The 14382-nt window shown below is 70.8% G+C and carries 13 protein-coding genes and 1 riboswitch; of the genes, 10 read left to right on the forward strand and 3 right to left on the reverse strand.

From position 1 onward, the window contains the following. Positions 1–74 precede the first annotated feature (74 nt). Positions 75–476 carry a response regulator gene (locus tag JK361_RS15695; protein ID WP_201817914.1) on the reverse strand — a complete coding sequence of 134 codons (402 nt, stop codon included), beginning with the start codon at positions 474–476 and terminating at the stop codon, positions 75–77. Between the two features lie 154 nt (positions 477–630). Here JK361_RS15695 and ctaE point away from each other — a divergent pair, with 154 nt between their 5' ends. From ctaE to JK361_RS15730, 7 genes are all read left to right on the forward strand, one after another. Further along, positions 631–1251: an aa3-type cytochrome oxidase subunit III gene (ctaE, locus tag JK361_RS15700; RefSeq protein WP_014672235.1), complete on the forward strand. Its 621-nt coding sequence runs from the start codon at positions 631–633 to the stop codon at positions 1249–1251. A 62-nt stretch (positions 1252–1313) separates the two neighbouring features. Next, a complete protein-coding gene (gene qcrC, locus JK361_RS15705) occupies positions 1314–2126 on the forward strand; it encodes a cytochrome bc1 complex diheme cytochrome c subunit (protein ID WP_201817917.1) in 813 nt (270 codons plus the stop codon). Next, entirely contained in the window at positions 2123–3181 is a 1059-nt protein-coding gene (gene qcrA, locus JK361_RS15710) for a cytochrome bc1 complex Rieske iron-sulfur subunit (protein ID WP_201817920.1), read from the forward strand. Before qcrC ends, qcrA begins: the two co-directional genes overlap by 4 nt. Continuing rightward, on the forward strand, positions 3178–4815 hold the full coding sequence (gene qcrB / locus JK361_RS15715) for a cytochrome bc1 complex cytochrome b subunit (protein WP_201817923.1): 1638 nt from the start codon (positions 3178–3180) through the stop codon (positions 4813–4815). Before qcrA ends, qcrB begins: the two co-directional genes overlap by 4 nt. Positions 4816–4936: 121 nt before the next feature. Further along, complete coding sequence (gene trpD / locus JK361_RS15720; RefSeq protein WP_201817926.1) at positions 4937–6001, forward strand: anthranilate phosphoribosyltransferase; 1065 nt, start codon at positions 4937–4939, stop codon at positions 5999–6001. A 74-nt stretch (positions 6002–6075) separates the two neighbouring features. Further along, positions 6076–6192: riboswitch (SAM riboswitch) on the forward strand. Positions 6193–6320: 128 nt separating this feature from the next. Further along, entirely contained in the window at positions 6321–7697 is a 1377-nt protein-coding gene (locus tag JK361_RS15725; protein ID WP_201817929.1) for an aminotransferase class V-fold PLP-dependent enzyme, read from the forward strand. 226 nt (positions 7698–7923) lie between these two features. Further along, positions 7924–10089 carry a serine/threonine-protein kinase gene (locus JK361_RS15730; protein WP_201817932.1) on the forward strand — a complete coding sequence of 722 codons (2166 nt, stop codon included), beginning with the start codon at positions 7924–7926 and terminating at the stop codon, positions 10087–10089. 117 nt (positions 10090–10206) lie between these two features. Here the strand turns inward: JK361_RS15730 and JK361_RS15735 are convergent, their stop codons facing one another. Together JK361_RS15735 and JK361_RS15740 are read right to left on the reverse strand one after the other, a co-directional pair. Next, positions 10207–10488, reverse strand: coding sequence for an Lrp/AsnC family transcriptional regulator (locus JK361_RS15735; protein ID WP_019522004.1), 282 nt, complete (start codon positions 10486–10488; stop codon positions 10207–10209). Next, positions 10485–11276, reverse strand: coding sequence for a rhomboid family intramembrane serine protease (locus tag JK361_RS15740; RefSeq protein ID WP_201817934.1), 792 nt, complete (start codon positions 11274–11276; stop codon positions 10485–10487). The genes JK361_RS15735 and JK361_RS15740 overlap by 4 nt, the downstream gene beginning before the upstream one ends. A gap of 153 nt (positions 11277–11429) precedes the next feature. On the opposite strand from JK361_RS15740, the gene JK361_RS15745 reads away from it, so the two are divergent. From JK361_RS15745 to JK361_RS15755, 3 genes are all read left to right on the forward strand, one after another. Next, positions 11430–11669, forward strand: coding sequence for a hypothetical protein (locus JK361_RS15745; RefSeq protein WP_201817936.1), 240 nt, complete (start codon positions 11430–11432; stop codon positions 11667–11669). Between the two features lie 48 nt (positions 11670–11717). Further along, positions 11718–13061, forward strand: coding sequence for an NYN domain-containing protein (locus JK361_RS15750; RefSeq protein ID WP_201817946.1), 1344 nt, complete (start codon positions 11718–11720; stop codon positions 13059–13061). A gap of 212 nt (positions 13062–13273) precedes the next feature. Then, positions 13274–14308: a C40 family peptidase gene (locus tag JK361_RS15755; protein WP_201817948.1), complete on the forward strand. Its 1035-nt coding sequence runs from the start codon at positions 13274–13276 to the stop codon at positions 14306–14308. The last annotated feature ends 74 nt before the right edge of the window (positions 14309–14382 follow it).

Below are 14382 nucleotides of genomic sequence, written 5' to 3' on the forward strand. Positions count from 1 at the left end.
TGAAGGGGCGCGGGCGGCCGCGCGAGGAGCCGCGTCGAACCGGCAGCCGCGCACGACCCGCGCGCCCCTCCCCGCTAGGCGCTCAGCAGCCTCTTGCGGCGCAGCAGAGAGGCCAGGGCGGAGGCGAACTCCACCGGGTCCACCGGCAGCGTCACGGCGGCGTCGGCGCGGCTCCACGTGGCCAGCCACGCGTCCTGCGGCCGGCCCATCAGGAGCAGCACGGGCGGGCAGTTGAACACCTCGTCCTTGATCTGCCGGCACACCCCCATGCCGCCCATCGGCACGGCCTCACCGTCCAGCACGCAGACGTCGATGCCCCCCTTGTCCAGCTCCCGCAGCACCGCCTCGGGAGTCGCGCACTCCAGGAACTCCACCAGGGGGACGTCCGGAGCGGGCCGGCGCCCGGCGGCCAGCCGCACTTGCTCGCGGGTGTTGGAGTCGTCGCTGTAGACCAGCACCGTGGCGGTCGGCTGCATTGTTCCTCCGGGACGTCGGCGTCGTACGGACGGGACGGACAGGGCCGTTTGGGCGGATGTTACTCCCATGAACACCACGTCAGCACCGGTTCGGCGGGCGGCAACACTCCGAACGGCACCCCCCGGAGTGAGCGCGAGATAAGCGACCGACATAATGTCGGTCGTGGCGACAGCAACGACAGTAGAAACCGGGCACGCGCACCCGTCGGTCAACCGGCCGAACCTCACCAGCGTCGGAACCATCATCTGGCTGAGTTCCGAGCTGATGTTCTTCGCGGCCCTCTTCGCGATGTACTTCACCCTCCGGTCGGTGACCGGACCGGCTCACTGGAAGGAGATGGCGGAGGCGCTCAATGTGCCCTTCTCCGCCACGAACACCACGATCCTGGTGCTCTCCTCCCTCACCTGCCAGCTCGGCGTCTTCGCGGCCGAGCGCGGCGACGTGAAGAAGCTCCGTGGCTGGTTCATCCTCACCTTCATCATGGGTGCGATCTTCATCGGCGGTCAGATCTACGAGTACACGGAGCTGGTGAAGAAGGACGGCATCTCGCTGTCCTCCGACCCGTACGGCTCGGTGTTCTACCTGACCACCGGCTTCCACGGCCTGCACGTGACGGGCGGTCTCATCGCCTTCCTGCTGGTCCTCGGCCGTACCTACATGGCCAAGAGGTTCACGCACGAGCAGGCGACCGCCGCCATCGTCGTGTCCTACTACTGGCACTTCGTCGATGTCGTCTGGATCGGCCTCTTCGCCACGATCTACCTGATCAAGTAGCCGGGACCGCTCCCGCACATCCAGAAGCACCGACGCAGAAGATCCTGACACCGGGGTAATCCGTGAAAAAGCTCTCCGCACGACGACGCCATCCGCTGGCGGCGGTCGTCGTCCTACTCCTCGCGCTGGCGGCCACTGGGGGGCTGTACGCCGCGTTCGCGCCCGCGGGCAAGGCGCAGGCCGATGAAACCTCCCAGTCCCTGACCATCAAGGAGGGCAAGAAGCTCTACCAGGTCGGCTGCGCCAGCTGCCACGGCACCGGTGGCCAGGGCTCCTCCGACGGCCCGAGCCTCGTCGGCGTGGGTGCCGCCGCCGTCGACTTCCAGGTCGGCACCGGCCGTATGCCCGCCGCCACCTCGCAGGGCGCCCAGGTCCCGCGCAAGAAGATCATCTACACGCAGGCCCAGATCGACCAGCTCGCCGCGTACGTCGCGTCGCTGGGTGCCGGTCCGAGCGTGCCCACCAAGCAGCAGTACGGTCCGGAAGGCGCGGACATCGCCAAGGGCGGCGAGCTGTTCCGCACCAACTGCGCGCAGTGCCACAACTTCACCGGCAAGGGCGGCGCCCTGACCAAGGGCAAGTACGCACCGAGCCTTGAGGGTGTCGCTCCGAAGCACATCTACGAGGCCATGCAGACGGGCCCGCAGAACATGCCGTCCTTCCCCGACACCACGATGTCGGAGAAGAACAAGAAGGACATCATCGCGTACCTGAACGCGGTCGACGGCAGCAAGACGGAGAACCCCGGCGGCCTGGAGCTGGGCGGCCTCGGGCCGGTCAGTGAGGGCCTGTTCGCCTGGATCTTCGGTCTCGGCGCGCTGATCGCGGTCGCCGTCTGGGTCGCCGCTCGGACCGCAAAGGCCAAGAAGTCATGAGTAGCCAAGACATTCCAGAAGAGAACCTGCCCGCAGAGCAGGACCACGCCCACGGCGCGGTAGGGATCGCGGACGAGGAGAACCCGTTCGCCGACCCGGGGCTGCCGCCGCACGAGCACCGGATCCAGGACGTCGACGAGCGGGCCGCCAGGCGGTCCGAGCGCATGGTCGCCCTGCTGTTCACGGTGTCGATGCTGGCCACCATCGCCTTCATCGTCGCGTACCTGGTGATCCCGAACGACAAGTCGATCTTCGTCTTCCCGATCGGGCACCTCAGCGCGATGAACTTCACGCTGGGTATCACCCTCGGCGTGGCGCTGTTCTGCATCGGCGCGGGCGCGGTCCACTGGGCCCGCACCCTGATGTCCGATGTGGAGGTCGCCGACGACCGTCACCCGATCGAGGCCTCTCCCGAGGTCCGGGCGAAGGTCCACGCGGACTTCCGCGAGGGTGCCAAGGAGTCGGCGCTCGGCCGCCGCAAGCTGATCCGCAACACCATGTTCGGTGCGCTGGCCCTGGTGCCGCTCTCCGGTGTCATGCTGCTCGGCGGTCTCGGCCCGGCGCCGGGCACCAAGCTCCGCCACACGATGTGGACCAAGGGCAAGCGCCTGGTCAACATGAACACGAACGAGCCGCTGCGTCCCGAGGACGTCGCGGTGGGTTCGCTGACCTTCGCCATGCCCGACGGCCTGGAGGAGCACGACGAGGAATTCCAGACGGAGATCGCCAAGGCCGCGCTGATGATCGTCCGGCTCCAGCCGGACAACATCAAGGACAAGCGCGAGCTCGACTGGTCGCACCAGGGCATCGTCGCCTTCTCGAAGATCTGCACCCACGTCGGCTGCCCGATCTCGCTGTACGAGCAGCAGACGCACCACGTGCTGTGCCCGTGCCACCAGTCCACCTTCGACCTCTCCGACGGCGCCCGAGTGATCTTCGGCCCCGCCGGCCACGCCCTGCCGCAGCTGCGCATCGGCGTGGACAGTGAGGGTTACCTCCAGGCGCTCGGCGACTTCGAGGAGCCCGTCGGTCCTGCATTCTGGGAGCGCGGATGAGTACTTCAGAGAACGAGACCTCCCGCTCCCGCGGGAAGGCCCCGGCCGGCGAGCGGATCGCCGACTGGGCCGACGGCCGGCTCGGGATCTACTCCCTGGCCAAGGCCAACATGCGCAAGATCTTCCCCGACCACTGGTCGTTCATGTTGGGCGAAGTGTGCATGTACAGCTTCATCATCATCATCCTGACGGGTGTCTATCTGACGCTGTTCTTCCACCCGTCGATGAACGAGGTGGAGTACCACGGCAGCTACGTCCCGCTCCAGGGACAGCTGATGTCCGAGGCGTTCAGCTCGACCCTGCACATCTCCTTCGACGTGCGCGGTGGTCTGCTGATCCGGCAGATCCACCACTGGGCCGCGCTGATCTTCCTCGCCGGCATGTTCGTGCACATGATGCGCGTGTTCTTCACCGGCGCGTTCCGCAAGCCGCGTGAGATCAACTGGCTGTTCGGCTTCCTGCTGTTCGTCCTCGGCATGTTCACCGGCTTCACCGGTTACTCGCTCCCGGACGACCTGCTCTCCGGCACCGGTGTCCGCTTCATGGAGGGCGCGATCCTGTCCGTGCCGATCATCGGCACGTACCTGTCGTTCTTCCTGTTCGGCGGAGAGTTCCCCGGCCACGACTTCGTCGCCCGGTTCTACTCGATCCACATCCTGCTGCTGCCGGGCATCATGCTCGGCCTGATGGTGGCGCACCTGATCCTGGTCTTCTACCACAAGCACACGCAGTTCGCGGGTCCCGGAAAGAGCGAGAAGAACGTCGTCGGCATGCCGCTGCTGCCGGTGTACATGGCGAAGGCCGGAGGCTTCTTCTTCCTGGTCTTCGGTGTCATCGCGGCCATCGCGGCGGTCGCCCAGATCAACCCGATCTGGGCCATGGGCCCCTACCGTCCGGACCAGGTGTCCACCGGCGCCCAGCCCGACTGGTACATGGGCTTCGCCGAGGGTCTGATCCGCTTCATGCCGGGCTGGGAGATCAACTTCTGGGGTCACACGCTCGTCCTGGGCGTGTTCATCCCGCTGGTGCTCTTCCCGCTGGTCCTGGCCGTGATCGCGGTCTACCCGTTCATCGAGTCCTGGGTCACCGGCGACAAGCGCGAGCACCACATCCTGGACCGCCCGCGCAACGCCCCGACCCGTACCGCGTTCGGTGTCGCCTGGGTGACGATCTACATGATCACCCTGGTCGGCGGCGGCAACGACCTGTGGGCCACGCACTTCCACCTGTCGATCAACGCCGTCACCTGGTTCGTGCGGATCTTCTTCTTCGCCGGCCCGGTCATCGCGTTCATCCTGACCAAGCGGATCTGCCTGGGTCTCCAGCGCCGGGACCACGACAAGGTGCTGCACGGTCGCGAGACGGGCATCATCAAGCGGCTGCCGCACGGTGAGTTCATCGAGGTGCACGAGCCGCTCAGCCAGGAGCAGCTGCACACCCTCACGGCCCACCACCAGTACGAGCCGGCCGAGATCGGCCCGACGGTCGACGAGAACGGTGTCGAGCGCAAGGTGCCGGCCTCGGAGAAGCTGCGGGCCAAGCTGTCCAACGCCTACTACGGCGAGGACAGCCAGATCCCGAAGCCGACCGTCGAGGAATACAAGGAGATCACGAGCGGCCACGGCCACCACTGATCCCCGCGTCGCCACGCCACGCCGAAGGGCCCCGTCCGCACCCCGGACGGGGCCCTTCGCCATGCCCCGGGCTGGATAGGGTGGTGTACGACGTTTCAGGACTGTCTACGAGGAGCGGCTGATGAGCGCTGTGACCCCCGCTGGAGGCGACACCGCGGCGGGCCGCTCCTGGCCCGTCCTGCTGAACGGTCTGCTGGACGGCCGCAATCTGTCCGCCGACGACACCGCCTGGGCGATGGACCTGATCATGCGCGGGGAGGCGACCGACGCGCAGATCGCCGGTTTCATGGTGGCGCTGCGGGCCAAGGGCGAGACGGTCGAGGAGATCACCGGGCTCGTGCGGACGATGTACGCCCACGCGAACGTGATCGAGGTGCCCGGCCCGGCCGTCGACATCGTCGGCACCGGCGGCGACGGCGCCAAGACGGTGAACATCTCCACCATGTCCTCGATCGTCGTCGCGGGCACGGGCGCGAAGGTCGTCAAGCACGGCAACCGTGCCGCGTCCTCCGCCTCCGGCTCCTCCGACGTGCTGGAGAAGCTCGGGATCAACCTGAACCTGACCCCGCGGCGGGTCGCCGAGGTCGCCGAGGAAGCCGGCATCACCATCTGCTTCGCGGTGCGGTTCCACCCGTCCCTGCGTCATGTCGCCGCGGCGCGCTCCCAGTTGGGCATCCGGACCACCTTCAACGTGCTCGGTCCGCTGACCAACCCGGCCCAGGTGCGGTCGCAGGCCGTCGGTGTGGCCGACCCCCGCATGGCGCCGATCGTGGCCGGCGTGCTCGCCGAGCGCGGCAACTCCTCACTGGTCTTCCGGGGCGACGACGGCCTGGACGAGCTGACCGTCACCGCCACCTCCCGGGTGTGGGTGGTCCGCGACGGCAAGGCGACGGAGGAGACCTTCGACCCGCGGGACGTCGGCATCGACCTCGTGCCCGTGGAAGCCCTGCGCGGCGCCGACGCGTCCTACAACGCCGAGGTCGCGCGCCGGCTGCTCGACGGCGAGCAGGGGGCCGTACGGGACGCCGTCCTGCTGAACTCGGCGGCGGCGCTGGTAGCGCTCCGGCCGACGGACGCGCCGCTCGCGGAGCAGATCCGCGCGGGCATGGTGAAGGCCGCGGAGTCGATCGACTCGGGCGCGGCCAAGCGCACGCTGGAGCGCTGGGTGGCCGCCAGCAACGCGTGAGCGTACCGGGAGCCGTCCCGCGATCCGGACACGGGTTGCGGGACGGCGATCACTTCACGTACGTTCCTGTACCAGGTCATGAGTGACAGTCATGAGGCCCCGGCCGACTGTCCGGCAACCCTCCGTCCGTGGCGGGGTGCCCCGGGTGAAGACCAGGCCGTGCACAGCAAGGTGCCCGGCAAGCGCGGATCCCTCGCGAACCCAGGGATCCTGGTCGTCGAGGAGTCTCCCGTGAGCAAGCGAATGCGATAGGGCCGCAGAGCCCCGCCTCCGCACACCCTTTTTCTCTTCTTCGCTTTCCTGTCACGGGAGTTCCGCCATGTCTGTCTTCACCGCTGCCACCGACCAGTCCGTTTGCACCCCTCTGCCCGTTCTGGGGGGAGATGTCACCGTCCCGCTGGTCACCGGCGGCGAGGTCACCTACGCGGCCCTCGACTACGCCGCCAGCGCCCCGGCCCTCCAGCGCGTCTGGGACGACGTCGCCGCGTACGCCCCGTACTACGGCAGCGTCCACCGCGGTGCCGGCTACCTCTCCCAGCTCTCCACCGACCTGTTCGAGAACGCCCGCAGGACGGTCGCCGGCTTCCTCGGCTGCCGCGCCGACGACCAGGTGATCTTCACCCGGTCCACCACCGACTCCCTCAACCTGCTGGCCCGCGCCCTCCCCGCCGACTGCCAGGTGTTCGTCTTCGAGACCGAGCACCACGCCTCCCTGCTGCCCTGGCAGGACGCCCGCGTGACCTACCTCGACGCCCCGCGCACCCCGCGGCAGGCCGTGCAGATCCTGGAGCGGGCCCTCGCCGACCGCACTGTGTCGACCGAAGGGGGCTACGGCCCGGCCCTGGTGTGCGTCACCGGCGCCTCCAACGTCACCGGCGAGCTGTGGCCGGTACGCGAACTGGCCGCCGCCGCACACGCGCACGGCGCCCGGATCGTCCTGGACGCCGCCCAGCTCGCCCCCCACCACCCCGTGAACATCCGTGATCTGGACGTCGACTGGGTCGCCTTCTCCGGCCACAAGCTGTACGCCCCCTTCGGCTCCGGTGTCCTCGCGGGCCGCGCCGACTGGCTCCGGGCGGCCGAGCCGTACCTCGCGGGCGGCGGCGCCAGCCGCAAGGTCACCCGGCGGCAGGACGGCGGCGTGGACGTGGAGTGGCACGAGAGCGCCGCCCGCCACGAGGCCGGCTCCCCGAACGTCATCGGCGCCTACTCCATCGCGTCGGCCTGCAAGGCGCTCACCGAGGCCGGCTGGGACACCCTGGTCGCCCGTGAGCAGCACCTGATCGCCAAGGTGCGCGCGGGCCTGGCCGAGGTGCCGGAGGTGCGCGTCCTGTCCCTCTTCGGGGACGACGCCCCGCGCGTCGGCGTCATCTCCTTCGTCGTCGAGGGCTGGAACAGCTCCCACTTCGCCGCCGCGCTCTCCGCCGAGTACGGCATCGGCGTCCGCGACGGCCTGTTCTGCGCCCACCCGCTGGTGCGCACCCTGCTCGGGACCGACCCGCAGAGCCAGGGCGAGTGCGGCGCCCCCGAGGCGGCTCCGGGGGAGAAGTCCCTCAACGCCATTCGGGTGAGCTTCGGCGCGGGCACCCCGGACGAGCACGTCGAGCGTTTCGTGACCGCGGTCGCCGAACTGGTCCGGGACGGCGCCAAGTGGCGGTACCGCACGGAGGAGGGCCGCTGCGTGCCGGCGGTGTGAGCGGCACGCGCCCCGGCGGCGGCCCGCTCCGGCGGCGCGCGCTGCGGCGGCACGCGGCCGGCACGGGGCCGTGCCGAGGTACGGCTTTGCCGCGTGGGCGCGGAGGACCGGCGCGGAGCCGAACGCGCCCTGTCCGCGCACGCGGCGGACGATCGGGCGGCGGCGGCCGGCCCGGCGGCGCCCCCTAGACTCCCTCTGGCAGCAGCTAGACCGGGGGGAGCACGGAGTGCAGCCGTTGCGCGCAACCGACCCGCGCCACATCGGCCCGTACGAAGTCACGCACAGACTCGGCGCGGGCGGCATGGGCGAGGTCTACCTCGCCCGGTCCCGCACCGGACTGCGCCTCGCGGTGAAGGTGGTGCGGGCCGAGCACGCCGAGGACCGCACCTTCCGCGCCCGCTTCCGCCACGAGGTCCGCGCCGCGCAGACCGTCGGCGGCGCCGGCACGTACACCGCGCGGGTCGTGGACGCCGACACCGAGGCCGAACGGCCGTGGATGGCGACGGAGTTCGTGCCCGGCCCCAATCTGCGGGACGCCGTGCTGGACCACGGCGCGCTGCCCGAGGCGGCGGTGCGGATCCTCGGCGCCGCGCTCGGCGAGGCGCTGGCCGCCATCCACGCCAAGGGCCTTGTCCACCGTGACCTGAAGCCGTCGAACATCCTGCTGGGGCCGGACGGTCCCCGGGTCATCGACTTCGGGATCGTCCGGGCCCTGGAGGCCACCGCGCTGACCCGCACCGGGGCGGTCGTCGGCTCGGTCGGCTACGTCTCCCCGGAGCAGATCCGCAACGGCGGCCAGGTCGGCCCGCCGAGCGACGTCTTCTCCCTCGGCGCGGTCCTCGCCTACGCGGCGGCCGGCCGGGAGCCGTTCGGCGAGGGCCAGGACTCGGTGGTCCTGCTGCGCATCCTCACCCGTGACTTCGACCTGTCCGGCGTGCCGGAGGGGGTACGGCCGCTGGTGACGGCCTGCCTGCACGAGGACCCGCTGGAGCGCCCGGAACCGGCGGACGTGGTGGCCGGCACCGGACTCACCCCGGACACCCTGCGCGCCGGCCTCCGCCCGGGCTGGTACGGTCCCGCGGCGCGGCCGCGCCCGGCCCCCGACGACCGCCCCAGCGGCGTGGAGTACCTGGCGCCCGCCGTCGAACCCGTCACCTCGGTCACCACGGACGCCCCCGCGCGCCCCACCGACCCCACGGGCTCCATCCGCCCCGCCGACCCCACCGGCCCCGTCCGCCGGGCCGGCCCCGTCGCCCCCGGCCGCCGCCGGCTGCTGAAGGCCCTCGCCGGCGGATCCGTCGCCGCGGCCGGCGCGGGCGTCGGCGGCTGGCTGTGGCAGCGGGGGACCGGTGCCGAGGGCATGACCGGCACCTACCGGCCGCCCGGCGGGGCGGACCCGGACATGGCGAAGACCCCCGCCGCCCGGTCCGCCGTGCTGCGCTGGCAGTACGACCTCGGTGGCATCGGCGGTCTGGACGGCCCCTGCTGCGCGCTCTCCCCGGACGGTTCCGTCGTCTACGCCGGCACCTCCGGCGGTGTCCTGCACGCGATCTCCCGGAACGGCTCCAAGCGCTGGAAGGTCCGGCTCGGCGACGACGTCTCCACTCCCGTGGTCACCCGGGACGCGGTCTACTGCGTGGTGGGCTACGGCGACGAGCGCCGGCTGACCGCCGTGAGCCCGTCCGGCAGCCCGCTGTGGACTCGCGGCCTCGGCCGGCGGGCGTACGCCGTCCCGGTGCCGCTCGGCTCGGACGTGCTCGTCACCGTCGGCGGCACGGACGCGGGCGGGCTGCGCCGCTACGGTCCCGACGGCGGCGTGAAGTGGACCGCGCAGACCCCGGCCGGCCCCACCGGCACGCCCCTCGTCTCGGGCGGTGAGATCTACACGGGCAGCTTCGGCGACACCCTGCTGGCACTGGACGCGCGGGACGGGTCGCGGAAGTGGCAGGTGTCCGCGGGCACCGATGTCAGGGCCGTCGCCCTCGCGGGCACCACCCTGTTCGCGGAGGCTCCCGCCCTGCTCCAGGGCTTCCGTGTCGCGGACGGCCGGCGGCTGTGGCGCCGGGAGGCCGATTCCGCGGGCATGACCGCGGGCGGCCGTGCGCTGGCCGTCGGCACCGAGTCGGGGACCGTGTACGCCGTCCGGGCGGCCGACGGCTCCCGGGCCTGGACGCACGGCCTCGCGGGCGACCCCCGTGCGGTGGTGGCCGGCGGCACCGTGTACGCCCGTGCGGCCGACCGGGTCTGGGCCCTGGACCTGAACGGCCGGCAGCGCTGGAGCGCGAGCCTGGGCCGGGACGCGGGCGACGACCAGCACCTCCCGGTCGTGCGCGGCAGCCGCCTCTACGTGCCCTCGGGCACCGGCGTCGCCGCGGTGGACGTGAGCGGCTAGGGGTCTGCCTCCCTCGGGTGGGGCCGTACCGGACGGGACCGGAGTGAGACCGGATCGGACCGGGCCGGATCAGCGTGCCGGGGCCCGCGAGCCCGGCGTGATCGGAGGGGAGAGGCCCTAGTTGTCGAGGCCGATCGCGAACGCGGCCTCCAGGTCGTGCTGCGAGTACGTCCGGAACGCCACGTGGGTGTCGGTGCCCTCCACGCCGGGGATCTTGCTGATGCGGCCCGGGATGACCTCGGCGAGGTCCTCGTGCTCCCGGACCCGGACCATGGCGATGAGGTCGTAGGTGCCGGTGACCGAGAAGACCTCGCTGACGCTGTCCAGCGCGGCGATCTGCTCCGCGATCTCGGGGATCCGGTCCACGCTGGTCTTGATCAGAACGATCGCGGTGATCACGGCTGTTTCTCTCCCTCGGTGACCGGAGCTGGGGCGGCCTTCACTCTAGCCCTCCCGTCTCCCGCCACCGCCCTGCCGAGGCCGCCCCGGCAGTCCTTCCTTCCGCCGTAGCGCACGCACGCGTAGCCGAAGCCCAGCCCGAACCCCACCAGGTGCGCCAGATAGGCCACCCCGGGCCCGTCGGAGGCACGCCCCGCCGCCAGCCACTGCAGGGCCGCCCAGAACGGCAGCACCACCCATGCGGGGAAGCGCAGCGGCAGGAAGAACAGGAACGGCAGAAGACTGGTCACGCGCGCGCGGGGGAACAGGTAGAGGAACGCTCCGAGGACCGCCGAGATGGCTCCGGAGGCGCCGACCAGCGACTGCTCGGAGGCGGCGTTGGCCGCCGCGTAGCCGAGCAGGGCGAGACAGCCGCAGCCGACGTAGAACAGGGTGAACTCCAACCGGCCCATCCGTTCCTCGGTCATCGCCCCGAAGACGAAGAGGAAGAGCATGTTGCCGAGCAGGTGCACCCAGCTGCCGTGCACGAACAGGGCGGTGGCCGGGGTGAGCACGGCACCGGCCGGTCCGTCGAAGAGCTGGGCCGGGACCACGCCCCAGTGCCGGAAGTACGCACGCTGGGCCGCGAGCAGCGCGTCCCCCGAGCCGTATCCGGGGACCAGCCCGGAGGCGGGGCCGAGGGCGAAGAGCAGACAGCACAGGGCGATGAGGCCGTACGTCACGGGCGCCGAGGTGCCCCGGACCGCCCTGAGTGTCCTGCCGGCCGCCGTGCTCCAGGTGCTGATCATGACTACAGAGCATGACGTAAAGGGACGCAAGCTGACAGACCGCCTCGCCGCCGCGGACGGACGGGCGGCGAGTACCCGCCAGGCCGTAGGGTTACGAGCCACACGCGTCGGGTAGCGACGCGGACCGACACGAGAAGGAAGCGAACAGTCACCATGACGGTTCCCCTGCCGACGGCCACGACCCGCTGGCGCTGCACCTTGTGCGGCAACCTGACCCGGTTCGACGTGACCCGCTCGTCGAAGGTCGTCGAGTACGTCCACCTCGACCTGGCCGGGCAGCCGACGGTGGAGGAGCGCGAGGTGGTCAGTGAGACCATCGAGTCGGTGCGGTGCCGCTGGTGCAACGCGGTGGACCAGGTGGAACTCGTGGACAGGCCGGGCGCCGACTCCTGAGCGGAGCGGCCCCGGAGAGGCTCTTTCCGGTATTGGGGTGTGTGACGGATGGTGGAGACCGCAGGCGGGGGGCCGGGCGACGGCACCGCCGAGGTGCTTGACCGTCCGCTGCCCGACGGCGTGCGCCGGCGGGTCGTGCAGATCGTCTCCGACGGCTTCGGTGGGCTCACCGTGGCGGAACTGCCCGCCCAGTTGCGGCAGTACGCCCGGTTCGCACCCAATCGCCGGGCGAAGTTCGCCGGCAACGCGATGGCGGCTGCCCTGGAGAGCGATCCGCTGTTCCGGCAGCGGATCGGGGAGAAGTTCAGAGAGGCGCAGCCGGAACTCACCGGCGCCCTCGACTCCGGTTCCCCGCCCCCGGCCGCGGACCCGCTCGATGTGGCGGCTGCGGCCTATGTGCTGCGCCCGGCGGGCTGGGTGAAGCTGGTCGCCGCGGCCGGCGAGGAGGCTCAGCGCGCTGACGCCGAGCGGGCCGACGAGGAGAGCCGGGCCGAGCTGGAGCGGCTGCGCGCGGAGCTGGCGCAGGCCCGTGAGCACACCCGCGCCGAGACCGAACGGCTGCGCGTGGAGCTGGAGTCGGCGAAGAAGGAAGCGGAATCGCTTCACCGCAAGCTGCGCTCGGCGCTCAGCGACGTGAAGCGCGGGGACGCCGCGCTGCGCAAGGCGCAGGGGGAGATCGACGCCGTGCGCGCCGAGGCGCAGGCGCAGGTGTCGGCGGCGGAGAGCGAGTCCCGGCGGCTCAAGGCCCGGCTGGGCGAGGCCGAGGCCGCGCTGGAGGCCACCCGCCGGGCGGCCCGGGAGGGCCGCAGCGTGGAGGACATGCGGGTGCGGCTGCTGCTCGACACCCTGCTGGACGCGACCCAGGGGCTGCGGCGCGAACTCGCCCTGCCGCCGGTGTCGGTGCGTCCGGCCGAGACCGTGGACGCGGTCGAACCGGGACGAATGACCCCGAAGGACATCGCGGCGCGCGCCCTGTCGGAGAACGATCCGGCAATTCTCGACCAGCTTCTCGCACTGCCGCAGGCCCATCTGGTCGTCGACGGCTACAACGTGACCAAGACCGGTTATCCGCAGATGCCGCTGGAGAAGCAGCGACTGAGGCTGCTGGGCCAGCTCTCGGCGCTCGCCGCGCAGACCGGGGCCGAGGTGACGTGTGTCTTCGACGGCGCCGAACTGGCCGCGCCGGTGCTGCTCGCGCCGCCGCGCGGGGTGCGGGTGCTGTTCTCCAAGCCGGGTGTCACGGCGGACGAGCTGATCCGCCAACTGGTGCGCGCGGAGCCGCCGGGGCGTCCGGTCATCGTCGCCTCCACCGACCGGGAGGTCGCCGACGGGGTCGCCAAGGCGGGTGCCCGACCTGTGGCCTCTGCGGTGCTTCTGAAGCGACTGTCCTGAAGGTCCAACGGGCGTAACCAATGCCCGAATTGGCCGTATCGTCGCGCAACGTAGCGTCAGTCGCGCATCACTGCATGTGAGTTCTGTGCAAAGAATGCATTGCGTGACGGGATTTTTCTCTGTGAGGATTTGAACTGATCACAGCTAGGTCACTAGGGTCTGGGCTCGAACCTCCGAACGGGTGATCACTCACAAGAAGGAGTTCGTCCTCCGTGGCGTCCCACCGTCGACCCAAGCAGCCGAGCCGCACGCGCGTGACCGTGCTCACCACCGCTGCCGCAGCTGCCGTCGCGCTCAGCGCCAATGCCGCCAACGCCGCGCCGAGCGAGAAGCTCAGCAAGAGCGAGGTCAAGGCGAAGGTGGACAAGCTCTACGAGCAGGCGGAGCAGGCGACCGAGAAGTACAACGGCGCCAAGGAGAAGCAGCAGAAGCTGCAGAAGGAAATCTCCACCATCCAGGACAACGTCGCCCGCGGCCAGGAGGAGCTCAACAAGCTGCGCGACGGCCTGGGTTCGCTGGCCACCGCCCAGTACCGCTCGGGCGGCATCGACTCCTCGGTGCAGCTGTTCCTGTCCTCCGACCCGGACGACTTCCTCGACAAGGCCTCCACGCTCGACCAGTTGAGCAGCCAGCAGGTCGACGCGCTGAAGAAGATCCAGGACAAACAGCGCGAACTCGCCCAGGAGCGGGCAGAGGCCACCGAGAAGCTCAAGGACCTCTCGGCCACCCGCACCGAACTGGGCAACAAGAAGAAGGAAGTCCAGGGCAAGCTCGCCGAGGCGCAGCGGCTCCTGAACACCCTGACGGCCAAGGAGAAGGAGCAGCTCGCCCAGGAGCAGCAGCGCGCCAACCGCTCCTCCACCGACCGGGTGGACCTCGGCGACACCCCGCCCGCCTCGGGCCGTGCCGCGGCCGCGTTCTCCGCCGCCCAGAGCAAGATCGGCACGCCTTACGTCTACGGCGCCTCCGGCCCGTCCTCCTTCGACTGCTCGGGCCTGACCTCCTGGGCCTACGCCCAGGCCGGCGTCTCCATACCGCGCACCTCCGAGGCGCAGGCCGGCATCGGAACCCGGATCGGCTCGGCCAGCCAGCTCCAGGTCGGCGACCTGGTCTTCTTCTACGGCGACCTGCACCACGTGGGCCTGTACGCCGGCAACGGCCAGGTGCTGCACGCCCCGCACACCGGTGCCGTGGTCCGCTACGAGTCCATCAACAACATGCCGTTCCAGTTCGGCGTCCGGGTCTGACACACCCGTACCACCCGGACACGATGGCGCCCGAACGGGCGAATCGCCGGAACCGAAACTGACTCCACGCCCCG

The sequence above is a fragment of the Streptomyces musisoli genome (assembly GCF_016741855.1).
Taxonomy (GTDB): Bacteria; Actinomycetota; Actinomycetes; order Streptomycetales; family Streptomycetaceae; genus Streptomyces; species Streptomyces musisoli.